The organism is Bradyrhizobium sp. MI1.3 (assembly GCF_055811695.1).
Map to the genome: position 1 here is coordinate 79056 of NZ_JBVVPQ010000024.1, position 15254 is coordinate 94309.

Consider the following 15254-nt stretch of genomic DNA (forward strand, 5'->3'; position numbering starts at 1 on the left):
ACTTCGACTCGATACTGAACGCTTACTGCGTGAGGCTCGGCGGGTGTCTTGCGGATCACCTCGCGGAGCGGATTGAGAAAGCGACCTAGAACAGTTGCGCCAAGTTGCTCATGCGTCCGAACGCCACTGTACTTTGTCGATCTCCTCGCTAACTGGCGAGAATCACTTGAGTAGGACCGTAACAATTGCCGATTTCCGATCAAGCGTGCGCAACTAAGCGTTTGCTACACGTGCTTGATGCTGTTGATTCGTTTCGAGTTGTTTCTTTGTATGTTCAATCGCATCAGTTGATTTGGAATTCGAACTAGTTTTGCACCTTGGCGGTTCTAAAGTTCCGCATCCCCGTATGATTACAGCTATTTTGGGCGGTGCTGCGCTTCATGCAAATTGAGGGATTTCAACCCCGGATTGACTCCCGTCATCGTCTTTCCACGTGCGACAATTCGACTCATGTATGGCGAGGCGACTCCAGCTTGGCGAAATCTTGGCGAGGGTGTGTCTTTCGAGTCGCACTCTCGCCACGTGCGTGACGCGTTTGACTCATGTGACGTCGCACCGCGCGTGATGAAAAGTTTTGGATGCGCACGTTTCAGGCAAGCTTCGGCAAATAACGTCACCGTTCGACAGATCGAACCGAACGGAGCATTCTCGCATGTTGTCCGATGGACAAGCTCGTCCCAACGCGACCGCGGATGTCTCCGCAGCGGCGAAACCGGCTGCGGAGACGCGCGATGCCAAAGACAATGCGGCGCCGACGGCCAAGCCTTCTGCAAATACCAAGCTTTTTGCAAACACCAAGCCTTTTGCAAATACCAATCCTTCCGCGACTACCAAGCCTGCTGCGAACACCAAGCCTGCGCCGGCAGCAGCGAGTGATGAAACTCTGGCGAAAGAGGCGCTCGAGGGTCTGAAGCGTATTCGCGCCAAGGCGCGCCTCGACAAGATGGCAATCCCCAAGCCTACGCCCATCGTGATCAAGCCGGCCGTGATCGTGGCCAAGCCGCCGCCGCCGCGTCCGACATGGGTCGCGCCGCTCGCGACATTGGCGGTCGCTGCGATCCTGGTCGTCTGTGCCTGCACCGGCGTGATCGCCTATTTCGCCATGCAGCCCGCCCAGAACAACGTCGCGGCCAATACTGAGATCAGGAATCTGCGCGAGACGGTGGCACAACTGCGCAGGCAGGTGTCGGGCGTGTCCGACAATCTCGACGGCCTGCGCACCGCGGTCGATCAGTCGAGCAAGGCGACCAATGACCGTTTTGGCCGTTTTGGCGAGAATCTGGATCGCATCGAACGGGTGAGCTCGTCCTCTACGGTGAAGCTCGACAAGCTTGCCCAGGTGCAGGCCCAGGCTCCGGCGCCCGTCGCTTCACAGCCAATGCCGATGATGGCCTCGGCTGCTACGCCCGAGGTCACGGGATCGGTAGCACCGTCCGAGCGCATTTCGGCTCCGCGCAAGACGGTCAAGGGCTGGTCAGTCCGCCAAGCCTATGAGGGGATTGCGATCCTGCAAGGCCCGAACGGCGTCATCGAAGCGGTGCTGGGACAGCAAGTGCCCGGCCTTGGCCGCATCGAGGAGATCAGAAACGAGAACGGACGTCTGGTGGTCGAGTCCAGCGGGGGCGTCATCTATTCGTCACGCAAGGCGACGCCCTGATCGAGGGCCGCCTTCTATTTACGGTGATGCTCGAAACTGGTGCATAGCAGATCGACCTCCGCCTCCGCGATCGGCGCGCGAAACAGGCGGCAGCTGAACTCGGCGGTCGTCCTGCTGTCCGTGGTGCTGCGATCTTCGCGGAGGAAGATGCATCGCTTGCAGACGTCGGTATGGTGCCGCTGTTCGGCTGCGTCCGACTGATCCAGCACGTGGCGGAGCGCGTCGCGGAAGCCGACCTTCGCCTCATCCTCGAGCACGCCGATGGACTCGATGAGGACGTTGACGGGGTCGCGCACCAGGAACTTCTTGCCCTGTTGTGTCACGCTCAGCATCACTGACCGCTTGTCCTGGGCCGAGCGCTTTCGCTCGAGATAGCCGAGCCGCTCCAGCTCGCCAATGATGAACGAGGCGGTGCCGCGCGTGGTGCCGACGTAACTCGCGAGCGCCGACGGCGTCCGGGAAAACCGGTTGGCGCGGGAAAGGAAACGCAGCGCCATCCACTCGCGGTCGCGCAAGCCGTGCTTGGCGCCTTCGAACCACAAGATACGGGCGACCTGTTCCAGCAGTTCGATCGATTCGCGAGCCAAGTTCATTTCAATTCCGGGTCGGATAAATCTTGATTCAATTGAGCTTTTGGTAGCGCAATCCTGGCGGCTGATAATGAAGATCCCGAGGGATGCGGAACCTTCCGACCGTGGAACTAGAGTGTCACGAAGAAAGTTCGAGTAAATCGCCCGGCTCAACTCTTCTGAAAATTTCAGTCAAATGACCGCGGCTTTGCGTGCAAATTCCGCTAGCGCGGGATGTGCGTGCGGCACGATGTGTCGTTGCGACTACCGCAAAGCCCATTTGTTGCGCGATGCGCCTCGAATTGCGCGAGCGGACGGGGCGGCCGCAACTGGGGCAGCGGAAAAGGGGACGGGGGAACCACCGTTTTCGGTTAATGAATGTTGCGTTGCAATGCGGCCAGGCGGTTAAATCGAAATAGGATCGAGCCCGGGAATGCCAGAGTGTCGTCCGTGATCGAGCAAGTGAAGCCGTTCAGCGTCAAGCGCGCAGCATTGGCCGCCACCGTCGGCAACATGCTCGAATTCTACGACTTCATCACCTACAGCTTCTTCGCCATCCAGATCGGCCATACCTTCTTCCCGACGGGAAGCGAGTACGGCAGCCTGATGCTGTCGCTGGCGACCTTCGGCGCCGGCTTCGTAACGCGGCCGATCGGCGGAATCGTGCTCGGGATCTATTCCGACCGGATCGGCCGGCGGCCTGCCATGCTGCTGAGCTTCGCGCTGATGGGGCTATCGATCCTGACCATCGCGCTCACGCCGTCCTATCAATCGATCGGCCTTGCAGCGCCCGTCATCGTGATCGCGGCGCGTATGGCGCAAGGCTTTGCTTTGGGCGGGGAGGTTGGACCGACCACCGCCTATCTGATCGAGATCGCCCCGCCCCAGCATCGCGCGCTGGTGGTGGCCTGGCAGCCGGCGAGCCAGGAGATCGCCGCGACCGCGGGCGCACTCGTCGGCGTCATCCTGAGCAGGACGATGGCGCCAGAGATGCTCGACGCCTATGGCTGGCGGGTGGCGTTTCTGATCGGGGCGGTGTGCCTGCCGTTCGGCGTCTGGATGCGCCGGACGCTGCCCGAGACGATCCCGCAGGCCCAAGCCGGTGTCCGCGCCGTCGAGCACACCAGTCATCTTTCGCAGGCGAGACGGCACCTTGGCGTCATCGGACTTGCACTGATGATCCTGGCAAGCGGCACGATCTCGACCTACGTCACCCAATATATGACGACCTATGCGCAGAACACGCTGCATGTGTCGTCGACACTGGCTTTCGCCGTGTCGCTGGTCAGCAATGGCATCCAGTTTGTCGGTGCGCTGGTCGGGGGCTGGCTGGCAGATCGTCTCGGTCGCAAGCCGGTGATGATCTGGCCGCAGCTCGCAACGCTGCTGCTGACCTACCCGACCTTCCTGTGGATCGTCCATGCGCCCGGCGCGTTGTCGCTCCTGGTTGGTTTCGGTGTCCTGTCCGTCATCGGCTCGCTGCCGTTCACTGCGTTCTACGCGACCTTCACCGAGGCGCTGCCCCAGAACATCCGCGGCGGTGTATTCGCGACCGTCTATGCGGTCGCGATCGCCAGCTTCGGCGGTACGGCGCAGCTCGTAGTCACCTGGCTCCTCCACGTCACCGGCAATCCGCTGGCGCCGGCCTGGTACCTGCTGCTTGCGGCGATCGTCGGACTAGTCGCGATGAGCCTCATGCCCGAGACTGCGCCAGTGAAACAGCGTCAGAACAAGACCTGAAAACAAGGCCTGAAAGCGGCGCGCTCGCAGGCTGGTGATTTGCGTTTCGCTGGCAATTATTGGCGAATGCGTCGCCTGAAGGATCAGGGGCACGCATCAGGAAGGACGAACCGATGAGTATCGAGACCACCATGACATCCGACGTCGTCGGGCTGACCAAGGTCGCCCCTGTCTCGCGCCGCGGGTTCATGAGCGCGACTGCGGCCGTCGCCGCCGGCTACACGCTTGCAGCCGGGCCCGTGCGCGCCGAGGCGATCACGACCGACACCGGCGGCCTCCAGACCGGCGACGCCAAGATCAAGGTCGGCTCCGAGCAGATGCCTGCGTATTTTGCCCGCCCCGCCGGCAACACCAAGGCGCCGGTGATCATCGTGGCGATGGAGATTTTCGGCCTGCACGAATACATCAAGGACGTGACGCGGCGCCTCGCCAAGCTCGGCGCATTCGCGATCGCGCCCGACTATTACTTTCGCAAGGGCGTCGATTTGACCAAGGTCACCGAGATCAAGGACCTGCTGCCGATCGTCAATGCCAAGCCGGACGCCGAGCTGCTGTCCGATCTCGACGCGACCGTGGCGTGGGCGGGATCGCAAGGCGGCGACACCGGTAAGCTCGGCATCATCGGCTTCTGCCGCGGCGGACGCACCGTGTGGGAATATGCCGCCCACAGCGGCACGCTCAAGGCCGGCGTCGCCTTCTACGGTCCGCCCGTCGATCCAGCCAATCCGCTGTGGCCGAAGAGCCCGATGCAGCTCGCGCCCGAGATGAAGGCACCGGTGCTCGGCCTCTATGGCGGCGCCGATACCGGCATTCCCGTCGCCCAGGTCGAGCAGCTCAAGACGGCCTTGCAGCAGAACAAGAAGACGGCCGAGTTCAAGATCTATCCGGAAGCGCCGCACGGCTTCCATGCCGACTACCGCGGCAGCTACCGCAAGGACGCCGCAGAAGATGCCTGGAAGCAGGCCCAGGCCTGGTTCAAGAAGTATGGCGTGTTGAGCTGACGCTTGGTCATGATCCTCGTTCCCCCGCTTGCCACAACGCATCGAGGGCGTGGCGGTAGGTCGGATACGCAAGCGTGACGCCGAGCTTGCGCTTCATTTTCGCGTTGGAAACACGAGCGCTGCTGGCATAGAAGCTGCGGGCCATCGCCGACATCTCGGCGGTCTCGAACGGCTCTTCCGGCGGCGGTGCAACGTTCATCAGCTTCGCCGCGTAAGCGATCACGTCCTGCGGCGGCGCCGGCTCGTCGTCACAGACGTTCCAGATGCCGCCGCTCGGGTGATGAATCGCGGCCATGATCGCGCTTGCGATGTCGTCGACGTGGATGCGGTTGAACACCTGTCCCGGCTTGATGATGCGCCGGGCCGTTCCAGCGCGCAGCGTCACCAGTGCGTTACGGCCGGGGCCATAGATACCCGCAAGCCGCAGGATCGCGGCGTCGCCACCGGTCGTGTCGGTCCATGCCTGTTCCGCCGCGACCCGCATGCGCGTGCGGTCGAGGCCGGCCTGTGGCGGCGTGCTCTCGTCGACCCAGCCGCCGGCGTGATCACCATACACGCCGATCGTGGAGAGATAGATGATCCTGCGGTGGCGGTCCGCCGCCAGCACGTCCGAGAAGGTCGCGATGGCAGGATCGCCGGCGCTGCCGGGCGGGATCGAGACGAGAAGGACATCCGCGTCTCGCATGCGTTCGACTGTCTCGCGTGCCGGACTGCTCCCAGAGAAGGCGTGTACCTCGATGCCGGCGAGGTCGCCCCGCTGCGCGGGATCGCGCACCGTGCCGGCGATATGCGAGAAGCCGCCACCGAACAGGCGGACGAAGTGCCGGGCACTGTAGCCGAGACCCAGGATAAAGAGCCGCATACGTCTTCCTTGCAGGTCGGAGTTCCCGTTCGCGCCGCAGCGCGCCCTCCGCTCATAAGAGATTTTTGGGTCCGGCAAAAGATATTGCGATTTGTCCCGCCCGCCTGTGCAGGCGATGGTCGCTCGTCGGAGGGACGCATCGAACATGCAGGCAGAAGCGCCCGCCATAATGGTATCTGACGCGGCTGAGCTGGTCCGACGCGCCGCCGCGCTGATCTTCGATGTCGACGGCACGTTGGCCGAGACCGAAGAGCTGCATCGGCAGGCCTTCAACCATGCCTTCGCCCGCCACGGTTTCGACTGGCGATGGGACCAGGCGGTCTACAAGGACCTGCTGCGGGTCACCGGCGGCAAGGAACGGATCCGCGCCCATCATGAAAGGCTGAGGATCGCCGCGCCATTATCGGATGTGGACATCGCGGAACTCCACCGCATCAAGACTGCGCATTTTGCCGAACTGGTCGAGACCGGCTGCTGCCCCTTACGGCCCGGGGTGACGGATCTGTTCGCTGCTGCCAAGGCGCGCGGCCAGCGGCTCGCGATCGCGACGACCACGTCACACGGCAATATCGATGCGCTGCTGTCGCGGGCCCTGGGAAAAAGCTGGGCCGCGGATTTTGATGCGATCGTGGCCGGGGATGACGTGCGGCATAAAAAGCCTGCGCCGGATGTCTATTTCGAGATCCTGGCGCGGCTGAAGCTCAACGCGTCCGACTGCATCGCGATCGAGGATTCCGCCAACGGCCTGATCGCGGCCTCACGAGCGAACATTCCCGTGCTCATCACCAGAAGCATGTTCTTCCGGGACGACGATTTTAGCCAGGCGCGGGTCGTGCTGGATGATCTGTCCGGGCTCGGGTGAGGCCAAAACAAAAAAACTGAAAAACAACCCCATGCACAGTAGAATGTGCCCGCGGGCCGGACGCCCTCAATGGACGCGGTGGCTCGCTCTATCGTCCTCAGCTTGCTCGACAATCTGCGCGATCGGGCTCGACTGGTGGTGCACCAGGCGCCAGTCGTTGCCGACGCGCCGGAAATGGTTGGCCGCAGCCAATGCCGTGCCGTCGACGATCTCGATGCAGAGCACGCGCGCGCTGTCGCCATCGACGATGGCCTGCGGTTCCGCGCACACGATCTGCGGCCGTTCCGGGCTCTGCAGGATATCGCGCCAGCTTCCGATCACCGTGGCCCGGCCGATGATGGCCGGCCAGCCGGGATGAATGCAGGAAATGGCGTCATCGTCCGCCCACATCCGCTCCATTTCGTCGAAATCGCCGGTCGAAAAGGCGGCGTAGAACGCTGCGTTCGCCGCGATCACCTTGCTGTCCTTTGCCATGCCTCTCGGGTGGGGCAATGACAGACAAAAATCAAGCAAGACTTCCGTCGACTTTCCGTTCGATCTGGACCGCAATGCAGCATTGCTGCCCGTTTTGTGGTCACGCCGAGACCAGAGTCTCCACCGCACGCCGCGCGCCATCCTGGTAGAGTCGGCCGAGTGCTCCGGTCACGGCCTCGCGCAGGCGCGGCTCCGCGCCCAGCGACCCGAACACTTTTCCGACGCCGAGCAGCGCAGGCGCCAATCGTTCGGCGACGGGACCTGCCTCGCGCGCCAAGCCAGCGAATTCGGCGGCGAGCGGATCGCGCACGTCGATGGTGCGGCCGTTCTCGTCGAGGCCGGTGACGTAGCGCATCCAGCCGGCCACCGCGAGCGCATGCGTCGCGATCGGCAGGTTGCTGGTGAGACGATCCTGGATCGCGCCGAGCAGGCGCTGCGGCAGCTTTTGCGAGCCATCCATCGCGATCTGCCAGGTGCGGTGATGCAGCGCCGGATTGGCGAAGCGCTTGAGCAGCGAGGCGCGATAGGCGGCCAGATCGGTGCCCGCGGGCATCGTCAGCGTCACCGCGGCCTCTTCCATCACCTGCGCGGCGAGGCGCGCGAAATGCGGATCCTGCATGGTGTCGGCGATGGTCTCGTAGCCGGCGAGATAGCCGAGATAGGCCAGCGCCGAATGGCTGGCGTTGAGCAGCCGCAGCTTCATCAACTCGAATGGCTTGACGTCGTTCACCAGTTCGACCCCGGCGGCGGCAAGATCGGGCCGGCCCGCCGTAAAGCGATCCTCGACTACCCATTGCGTGAACGGCTCGGTCATGACGGGCCATGCGTCGCGCAAACCGAGCGCCGACGAAACCGCATCGCGGTCACCATCCGTCGTCTCCGGCACGATGCGGTCGACCATAGTCGAGGGGAAGGCCGCCGTATCCGCGATCCACTTGCCGAGATCCTTCGAGCGCAGCGCGGCGAATTGCGTCACGATCCGCTGCACGGTGTGGCCATTGGCGGCGAGGTTGTCGCAGCTCAGCACGGTGAACGGCGGCGCGCCCAGGGCCCGCCGGCGCGCCAGCGCTGCAACGATGAAGCCGGGAGCCGAGCGCGGCGCGTCGAAATTGTTGAGGTCGTGCACGACATCAGGATGGCGTTCGTCGAGATCGCCGGTCTGCGGCGTGTGGCAATAGCCTTTCTCGGTGACGGTGAGGGAGACGATGCGAATGGCGGGATCGGCCATTCGCTCGACCAATCGTGCCGGGCTTTCGCGCGCGATCACGCTGTCGAGCAGCGCACCGATGATGCGGTGTTCGGTGGCTTCGGCTGCACGGACGGCAACCGTGTAGAGATGATCCTGCGGGGCGAGGGCGTCGCGTGTGTCAGGGCTGCGCAAGCTGGCGCCGACGATGCCCCACGAGGTGGCGCCGGCCGCAAGGCAATCGTCGATGACCACGGCCTGGTGGGCGCGATGAAACGCGCCAAGGCCGAGATGCACGATGCCGGGCGTGACCCGCGAACGGTCGTAGGCCGGGCGGCGGATGCCTTGTGGCAGCCGGTCGAGATTGGCGCGGCCAAGGCGCGTTGGATCAAGGCGCATGGTCGTCTCTCCCCTTGTTTGGCCGCTGCTTGACATGGCGCCTGTCCTCGGTCAATGCTGCGGTCAATTGGTAAGACCAATTTTCCAAAATTGGCGGGCCGCGGGCAGCGAGAGCTGCCGGCATGACCCTTTCGGGAGGACCAGCGTGCCGCTGGAAGCTGTGGAGGCGAGACGGCTTTATCGCCAGGTCGCCGATCAATTGCGAAGCCTGATCGACAGCGGCGAGTACGCGGTCGGCAGCCGCTTGCCGACCGAGCGCGAACTCGCCGAGCAGCTCAAGATATCCAGGCCGACGGTGCGCGAAGCCCTGATCGCGCTCGAAGTCGAGGGCCGCCTCCGCATCCGCGTCGGTTCCGGCATCTATGTGATCGAGCCCGCGGCGGTTGCGGCGACCGCGCCTGCTTCCGTCATCGAGGGCCCGTTCGAGCTGTTGCGTGCCCGCGAGTTCCTGGAAAGTGCCATCGCCGAAGAAGCCGCGCGCGTGGCGACGAAGGACGACGTTGCCCGTATCGATGCGTCCCTTGTCGCGATGGAGAATGTAGAACACCCCGGCGAAGCCTCGATGGTCCACGACCGCGCCTTCCACGTCGCGATCGCCGGAAGCCTCGGCAATGCCGTTCTGGTGCGCGTCGTCGGCGAGCTGTTCGACCAGCGCCTCAACCCCTATTTCGCGCAGCTTGCGCATTATTTCGAAAGCCCGGGCACGTGGCGCACTGCGCTCGACGAGCATCGCGCGGTGCGCGACGCGATCGCGGCGCACGATCCCGGGGCCGCGCGCGATGCGATGCGCGATCATCTCGCGAGATCCCAGGAGCGCTTTGCGCAGAACTTCGGCGCCGAGAAGGTGGCAGGACCGTCGTCCGGGCGGGTGGCGCGATCGACGGCAAAGCCGTCAAGACCGCAACGTGCGCCGAAGAAGAAGCGAGTCACGAGCAGCAGCGCGCGACCGCGATGAGATTGTGCGGCCCGCACCCGCGTCGGGGGCGGGCGGACAAGAAGCAGATTTAAAAGAAGCAGACTTGAAAAATGGAGGAAAAGTCAGTGTTGAAAAAGATGACAATGGTGCTGGCGGTCTCGGCCGCGGCGATGATTGCGACGACTGGCGCCGGCATGGCGCAGACCAAGCTCAAATGGGCCCATGTCTACGAGGCCTCGGAGCCCTTCCACACCGCCTCAGTGTGGGCCGCGCAGGAAATCGGCAAGCGCACCAATGGGCGTTATGCGATCGACGTCTATCCGGCGTCGCAGCTCGGCAAGGAAGCCGACATCAACCAGGGCCTCTCGCTTGGCTCGGTCGACATCATCATCTCCGGCTCGAGCTTTGCGGCCAAGAGCTTTCCGCCGATCGGCGTGACCTATTATCCCTACACCTTCCGCGATGCCGATCATCTGCTCGCCTACACCAAGAGCGACATCTTCAAGGAGCTCACCAAGGGTTACGAGGACAAGAGCGGCCACCACATCCTCGCGGTGACCTATTACGGCGTGCGCCAGACTTCGTCGAACAAGCCGATCAAGACCTGTGCCGACCTCAAGGGCCTCAAGATGCGCGTGCCCGACGTGCCCGCTTATCTGGCGATGCCGCGCGCCTGCGGCGCCAACACCGCGCCGATCGCGTTCGCCGAAGTCTATCTGGCGCTCCAGAACGGCACCGTCGAGGCGCAGGAGAATCCGCTCACCACGATCGAGGCCAAGAAGTTCTACGAGGTGCAGAAGCACATCGTGCTGACCGGCCACATTGTTGACCATCTCAACACGGTGGTGGCCGGTGCGCTCTGGAAGAAGCTCAGCGACGAGGACAAGAAGATCTTCACCGACGTCGCGCAGGAAGCCGCCGCCAAGGCGACCGCGGAGATCAAGCAGAATGAGGCCAAGCTGGTTGCCTTCTTCAAGGAGAAGGGCCTGACCGTGACCGAGGTCGACAAGAACGAGTTCCGCGACACCGTTCTGAAGAACGTCGCGTTCGAGACGTTTGGCTATCGCAAGGCCGACTGGGAACGCATTCAGGCGGTGAAATGACGACGTAGTCGTCATCCCGGGGCGGTCCGCAGGACCGAACTACGGTGCGCAATCGCGCACCTGAGAATCTCGAGGTTCCGGGTCTGGTGCTAGCGCACCATCCCGGAACGACGTGACCAGTTTGGAGAGCACACCCATGTCCACCGCCGAAACGCACCGGCAGATCACCGCGGACGAGATCGCCCACACCTTCGAGGAAGAGGCGGCACCCAAGGTCGATCTCGGCATCTACGCTTTCGAGGACTGGGTCGCGCTGGCGATCTTCTGGGTGATGGCGCTCGCCGTCTTCCTGCAGTTCTTTACCCGCTACGTGCTCAACGACAGCTACGCCTGGACCGAGGAGATCGCGACCTACTGCTTGATCGGCGTGGTCTTCATCGGCTCCTCGATGTGCGTGCGGCTGTCGCGGCACATCCAGGTCGATCTGATCTACCGCTATCTGCCGCATGTCGCGGCGCGCGCTTTGTCGACCGTCATTGATCTGATCCGGATCGTCTTCTTCGGCTATGCCATCAAGCTGGTCTGGGTCTACATCCAGATCATCGGCGACGAGTCCATGACCACGATCAATCTTCCCAAGGACTACGTCTATTACGCCGTGCTTGCCGGCTTCGTGCTGATGTTCGTCCGCTCGGTGCAGGTGGCCATCCAACATTTGCGGCAGGGCTACTCGATCCTCGAACGTCCCGGCGCCTACGACGGTTTTGAAGGGTAATCCCATGTTGCTGTTGCTTGGAGGCTTTCTCATCCTGATGCTGCTCGGCGTTCCCGTGGCGATTGCCATGGCGTCGTCGTCGCTGCTCTACATCCTGGTCAGCGGGGTGACGCCCGACGTCACGCTGGCGCAGCGCATGATCGCCGGCGTCGAGAGCTTTCCGCTGCTCGCCGTGCCGTTCTTCATCCTGGCCGGCAATCTCATGAACATTGCCGGCGTCACCGGGCGCATCTACAAATTCGCCGTCGCGCTGGTCGGCTGGATGCGCGGTGGCCTCGGTCACGTCAACATCATCGGCTCGGTGATCTTCTCCGGCATGTCCGGCACCGCGATCGCGGATGCTGCCGGCCTTGGCACCATCGAGATCAAGGCGATGAAGGATCACGGTTACACCACGGAATTCTCCGTCGGCGTCACCGCGGCGTCCGCCACGCTCGGCCCGATCATCCCGCCGTCGCTGCCTTTCGTGATCTACGGCATGATGGCGAACGTCTCGATCGGCGCGCTGTTTCTGGGGGGCGTCATTCCAGGCGTCGTGCTGACGCTGCTCATGATGGCCACCGTCACCTACTTCGCGTACAAGAACAAATGGGGCAGCGATACGCCGTTCTCCTGGCCGCAATTGGGATCGGCGGGGCTCGAGATCCTCGTCGTACTGAGCTTCCCGATGGCCGTCTGGCTTCTGACGGTCGCCGGCCTCTCCACCAATTGGGCCGTTGGGATTGGCCTGGTCGCGCTGCTCGCGCTCGACTGGTACTTCGATTTCTCGGCGGTCATGGCCTTGATGGCGCCGGTGATCCTGATCGGCGGCATGACGCTGGGCTGGTTCACGCCGACGGAGGCTGCCGTCGCCGCCGTGATCTGGTCGCTGTTCCTTGGCCTCGTGCGCTACCGCACCATGACGCTGAAGACGGTGGCGAAGGCGACCTTCGACACCATCGAGACCACGGCCTCGGTGCTGTTCATCGTCACCGCTGCCTCGATCTTTGCCTGGCTGCTCACGGTGTCGCAGGCAGCCCAACTGCTGTCGGACTGGATGCTTAGTATCACCCATAACAAATGGGTGTTCCTGGCGCTCGCCAACGTCCTGATCCTGTTCGTCGGCTGCTTCATCGACACCACGGCCGCGATCACCATCCTGGTGCCGATCCTCTTGCCGATCGTGCTCAAGCTCGGCATCGATCCCATCCATTTCGGCCTGATCATGACGCTGAACCTGATGATCGGCCTGTTGCACCCGCCGCTCGGCATGGTGCTATTCGTGCTGGCACGCGTGGCAAAGCTCTCGGTCGAGCGCACCACGGTCGCGATCCTGCCCTGGCTGGTGCCGCTGATGCTCGCGCTGATCGCGATCACCTACATTCCCGAACTGACCCTCTGGCTGCCAAAATACATGGGACTTTCCAAATGACATCCACAGCTCTCGCCGCAACCCTGTTCGGCCCCGAAGACCTGCGCATGGTCGAGCATCCGCTCGACAAGCTCGCTGAAGGCATGGTGCGCCTCCGTTTCGGCGCCGGCGGCATCTGCGGCTCGGACATGCATTATTTCCGTCATGCTCGCACCGGCGATTTCGTGGTGAAATCGCCGCTGGTGCTCGGTCACGAAATTTCAGGCGAGGTCATGGAGATCGCGGGCTCCGCGGCGAACCTGAAGGTCGGCGACCGCGTTGCCGTCAACCCGTCGCGCTGGTGCGGCCATTGCGGCGCTTGCCGTCAAGGCCGGCAAAACCTCTGCGAAAATATCTACTTCATGGGCTCGGCCTCGAAGACGCCGCACATGCAGGGCGGCTTCGCCAACTACTTCGACGCGATCCCGGCGCAGTGCGTGAAGATCCCCGATCATGTGTCCTATCAGGCCGCGGCGCTGGCCGAGCCGCTCGCGGTCTGCCTGCACGCGGTGGCGCGTGCCGGCAACATCGAAGGCAAGCGCGGCATCATCTTCGGCGCCGGTCCGATCGGGCTTCTGACGATGCTCGCCGCGCGCCGCGCCGGCATGACGGACATCACCGTGGCCGACATCGCGCCGGCCCCGTTGGCCTTTGCGAGCCGGCTCGGCGCCTCTCACGTCGAGAATGTCGCAGCCGGCGAGGAAGGCCTGAAGGCGCAGGCCGCGTCGCGCCCGTACGATGTCGCTTTCGAAGTCTCAGGCACGGCTGCAGGCCTTGCCAGTGCGATCGGTATCGTCAGGCGCGGCGGCGTTGTGGTGCAGATCGGTAATTTGCCGGGTGGCCAGATTCCGGTGCCGGCGAATGCGGTGATGGCCAAGGAGATTGACCTGCGCGGTTCGTTCCGCTTCGGGCTCGAGTTCATGACGGCGGTGGAGCTGATTGCGGACGGCAGCATCGACGTGCTGTCGCTGGTCACCGCCGAGCGGCCGCTGTCCACCGCGCCGGACGCGCTGCGGCTGGCGCTCGACCGCTCGCAGAGCGTCAAGGTCGTGCTGACCGCGAACTGATCCGGGAGAATTTCGATGATGCTGGAGGGATGGCGCTGGTACGGGCCGGACGATCCGGTCTCGCTCGATGATGTCAGGCAGGCCGGGGCGAGCGATATCGTCTCGGCGCTGCATCAGGTGCCGATCGGCGAAGCCTGGACCCGCAAGGCGGTCGAGGAGCGCAAGAACTTCATCGAGAACGGCCAACCCGGCCGTTCGCAGCTGACCTGGTCGGTGGTGGAATCGATTCCGATCCCCGACGACGTCAAGCGTCTCGGCGGCAAGGCGACGAAGTCGATCGAGGCATGGATCGCGAGCCTGGAGGCGGTGGCCGCCTCAGGCATCAAGATCATCTGTTACAATTTCATGCCTGTGGTGGACTGGTGCCGCACCGATCTGGAGTGGGAATTGCCGAACGGCGCCCGCGCGATGCGCTTCGACCAGGATCGGTTCGCGGCGTTCGAGCTGCATATCCTTAAGCGCCCCGCCGCCGTGCAGGACTATTCACCGGAGCAGCAGGCGCGCGCCAAAAAGCTGTTCGACGGGATGAGCCAGGCCGATATCGATTACCTCGTCATGGTGATCGCCAGCGCGCTGCCGGGCTCGACCACCGAGCCGATGACCATTCCGCAATTCCGCGACCGGCTTGAAACATATCGCGACGTCACGCCAAAAATCCTGCGGCAACATCTCGCCGAGTTTTTGGGCCGCGTCACACCCGTCGCCGAGCAGCTCGGGGTCTCATTGACACTGCATCCGGACGACCCGCCGCGCCCGCTGTTCGGGCTGCCGCGCGTCGCGTCCAGCGCCGATGACTATCAGGCGTTGTTTGATGCCGTACCGTCAAAGGCGAATGGTATCTGCCTGTGCACAGGGTCGCTCGGCGTGCGCGCCGAGAACGATCTTGCCGCGATGGCCGAACGCTTCGGTCCGCGCATTGCCTTTGCGCATCTGCGCGCGACCAAGCGCGAAGCGGATGGTCTGTCCTTTTACGAGTCCGATCATCTCGACGGTGACGTCGACATGGTCGCAGTGCTGAAGGCGCTGCTGAAGGAGAACGCGCGGCGTTCGCCCGACCGGCAGATCGTGTTTCGGCCCGACCACGGCCACCGCATGCTGGACGATCTCGCGGCGACCAAGCGCACCAATCCGGGCTACACCGCGATCGGTCGCCTCCGCGGTCTCGCCGAGCTGCGCGGCGCAATCCGCGCGATCGAGCATCAATAGGGGCCAAAGCCCTATCCGCACCGTCATTGCGAGCGCAGCGGCGCAGCGAAGCGTGCGCGCGCGGGGAGGGCGGGGGTTGGGTGGGGGGGGGGGGGAGGGCGGGGGGG

At 63.7% G+C, this 15254-nt stretch carries 14 protein-coding genes; 10 read left to right on the forward strand and 4 right to left on the reverse strand.

Annotated features, from left to right (window positions below):
* Positions 1-652 precede the first annotated feature (652 nt).
* Positions 653-1657, forward strand: a complete 1005-nt coding sequence (locus tag AC0L3A_RS19310; protein ID WP_007595843.1) for a hypothetical protein — start codon at positions 653-655, stop codon at positions 1655-1657.
* 14 nt (positions 1658-1671) lie between these two features.
* On the opposite strand, the gene AC0L3A_RS19315 is transcribed toward AC0L3A_RS19310, so the two are convergent.
* Positions 1672-2250, reverse strand: coding sequence for a MarR family winged helix-turn-helix transcriptional regulator (locus tag AC0L3A_RS19315; protein ID WP_007595842.1), 579 nt, complete (start codon positions 2248-2250; stop codon positions 1672-1674).
* Between the two features lie 426 nt (positions 2251-2676).
* Here AC0L3A_RS19315 and AC0L3A_RS19320 point away from each other — a divergent pair, with 426 nt between their 5' ends.
* Both AC0L3A_RS19320 and AC0L3A_RS19325 read left to right on the forward strand, forming a co-directional pair.
* Positions 2677-3966: an MFS transporter gene (locus tag AC0L3A_RS19320; protein ID WP_473255019.1), complete on the forward strand. Its 1290-nt coding sequence runs from the start codon at positions 2677-2679 to the stop codon at positions 3964-3966.
* A 113-nt stretch (positions 3967-4079) separates the two neighbouring features.
* Positions 4080-4967: a dienelactone hydrolase family protein gene (locus tag AC0L3A_RS19325; RefSeq protein ID WP_473255005.1), complete on the forward strand. Its 888-nt coding sequence runs from the start codon at positions 4080-4082 to the stop codon at positions 4965-4967.
* Positions 4968-4974: 7 nt separating this feature from the next.
* Here AC0L3A_RS19325 and AC0L3A_RS19330 read toward each other — a convergent pair whose 3' ends face one another.
* The gene (locus AC0L3A_RS19330; RefSeq protein ID WP_473255006.1) at positions 4975-5829 is read right to left on the reverse strand and encodes an SDR family oxidoreductase; all 855 of its coding nucleotides are present in this window, start codon (positions 5827-5829) and stop codon (positions 4975-4977) included.
* Between the two features lie 145 nt (positions 5830-5974).
* Between AC0L3A_RS19330 and AC0L3A_RS19335 the strand changes: the two genes are divergently transcribed.
* Positions 5975-6691 carry an HAD family hydrolase gene (locus AC0L3A_RS19335; protein ID WP_473255020.1) on the forward strand — a complete coding sequence of 239 codons (717 nt, stop codon included), beginning with the start codon at positions 5975-5977 and terminating at the stop codon, positions 6689-6691.
* Positions 6692-6757: 66 nt separating this feature from the next.
* Here AC0L3A_RS19335 and AC0L3A_RS19340 read toward each other — a convergent pair whose 3' ends face one another.
* Entirely contained in the window at positions 6758-7165 is a 408-nt protein-coding gene (locus tag AC0L3A_RS19340; protein ID WP_007595837.1) for a nuclear transport factor 2 family protein, read from the reverse strand.
* 100 nt (positions 7166-7265) lie between these two features.
* Positions 7266-8750 (reverse strand): mannitol dehydrogenase family protein, encoded by a 1485-nt coding sequence (locus AC0L3A_RS19345; protein WP_473255007.1) that lies wholly within the window; start codon positions 8748-8750, stop codon positions 7266-7268.
* A 145-nt stretch (positions 8751-8895) separates the two neighbouring features.
* Here AC0L3A_RS19345 and AC0L3A_RS19350 point away from each other — a divergent pair, with 145 nt between their 5' ends.
* The 6 genes from AC0L3A_RS19350 (at position 8896) to uxuA (ending at position 15147) form a co-directional block, all read left to right on the forward strand.
* Positions 8896-9705 (forward strand): FadR/GntR family transcriptional regulator, encoded by an 810-nt coding sequence (locus AC0L3A_RS19350; RefSeq protein ID WP_007595834.1) that lies wholly within the window; start codon positions 8896-8898, stop codon positions 9703-9705.
* 104 nt (positions 9706-9809) lie between these two features.
* On the forward strand, positions 9810-10769 hold the full coding sequence (locus AC0L3A_RS19355) for a sialic acid TRAP transporter substrate-binding protein SiaP (RefSeq protein WP_473255021.1): 960 nt from the start codon (positions 9810-9812) through the stop codon (positions 10767-10769).
* A gap of 136 nt (positions 10770-10905) precedes the next feature.
* Positions 10906-11484, forward strand: coding sequence for a TRAP transporter small permease (locus AC0L3A_RS19360; protein ID WP_007595831.1), 579 nt, complete (start codon positions 10906-10908; stop codon positions 11482-11484).
* Positions 11485-11488: 4 nt separating this feature from the next.
* A complete protein-coding gene (locus AC0L3A_RS19365; protein WP_473255008.1) occupies positions 11489-12895 on the forward strand; it encodes a TRAP transporter large permease in 1407 nt (468 codons plus the stop codon).
* Entirely contained in the window at positions 12892-13941 is a 1050-nt protein-coding gene (locus tag AC0L3A_RS19370; protein WP_473255009.1) for an L-idonate 5-dehydrogenase, read from the forward strand. Before AC0L3A_RS19365 ends, AC0L3A_RS19370 begins: the two co-directional genes overlap by 4 nt.
* Positions 13942-13959: 18 nt before the next feature.
* A complete protein-coding gene (uxuA, locus tag AC0L3A_RS19375) occupies positions 13960-15147 on the forward strand; it encodes a mannonate dehydratase (RefSeq protein ID WP_473255022.1) in 1188 nt (395 codons plus the stop codon).
* Positions 15148-15254: the final 107 nt, after the last annotated feature.

Bases quoted from the DNA above. Each gene is read 5' to 3' on its own strand.
- uxuA (WP_473255022.1), top strand. From the start codon at position 13,960: ATGCTGGAGGGATGGCGCTGGTACGGGCCGGACGATCCGGTCTCGCTC.
- AC0L3A_RS19345 (WP_473255007.1), bottom strand. From the start codon at position 8,750: ATGCGCCTTGATCCAACGCGCCTTGGCCGCGCCAATCTCGACCGGCTG.
- AC0L3A_RS19370 (WP_473255009.1), top strand. From the start codon at position 12,892: ATGACATCCACAGCTCTCGCCGCAACCCTGTTCGGCCCCGAAGACCTG.
- AC0L3A_RS19355 (WP_473255021.1), top strand. From the start codon at position 9,810: ATGGTGCTGGCGGTCTCGGCCGCGGCGATGATTGCGACGACTGGCGCC.
- AC0L3A_RS19310 (WP_007595843.1), top strand. From the start codon at position 653: ATGTTGTCCGATGGACAAGCTCGTCCCAACGCGACCGCGGATGTCTCC.
- AC0L3A_RS19360 (WP_007595831.1), top strand. From the start codon at position 10,906: ATGTCCACCGCCGAAACGCACCGGCAGATCACCGCGGACGAGATCGCC.
- AC0L3A_RS19365 (WP_473255008.1), top strand. From the start codon at position 11,489: ATGTTGCTGTTGCTTGGAGGCTTTCTCATCCTGATGCTGCTCGGCGTT.
- AC0L3A_RS19315 (WP_007595842.1), bottom strand. From the start codon at position 2,250: ATGAACTTGGCTCGCGAATCGATCGAACTGCTGGAACAGGTCGCCCGT.
- AC0L3A_RS19330 (WP_473255006.1), bottom strand. From the start codon at position 5,829: ATGCGGCTCTTTATCCTGGGTCTCGGCTACAGTGCCCGGCACTTCGTC.
- AC0L3A_RS19340 (WP_007595837.1), bottom strand. From the start codon at position 7,165: ATGGCAAAGGACAGCAAGGTGATCGCGGCGAACGCAGCGTTCTACGCC.
- AC0L3A_RS19335 (WP_473255020.1), top strand. From the start codon at position 5,975: ATGCAGGCAGAAGCGCCCGCCATAATGGTATCTGACGCGGCTGAGCTG.
- AC0L3A_RS19325 (WP_473255005.1), top strand. From the start codon at position 4,080: ATGAGTATCGAGACCACCATGACATCCGACGTCGTCGGGCTGACCAAG.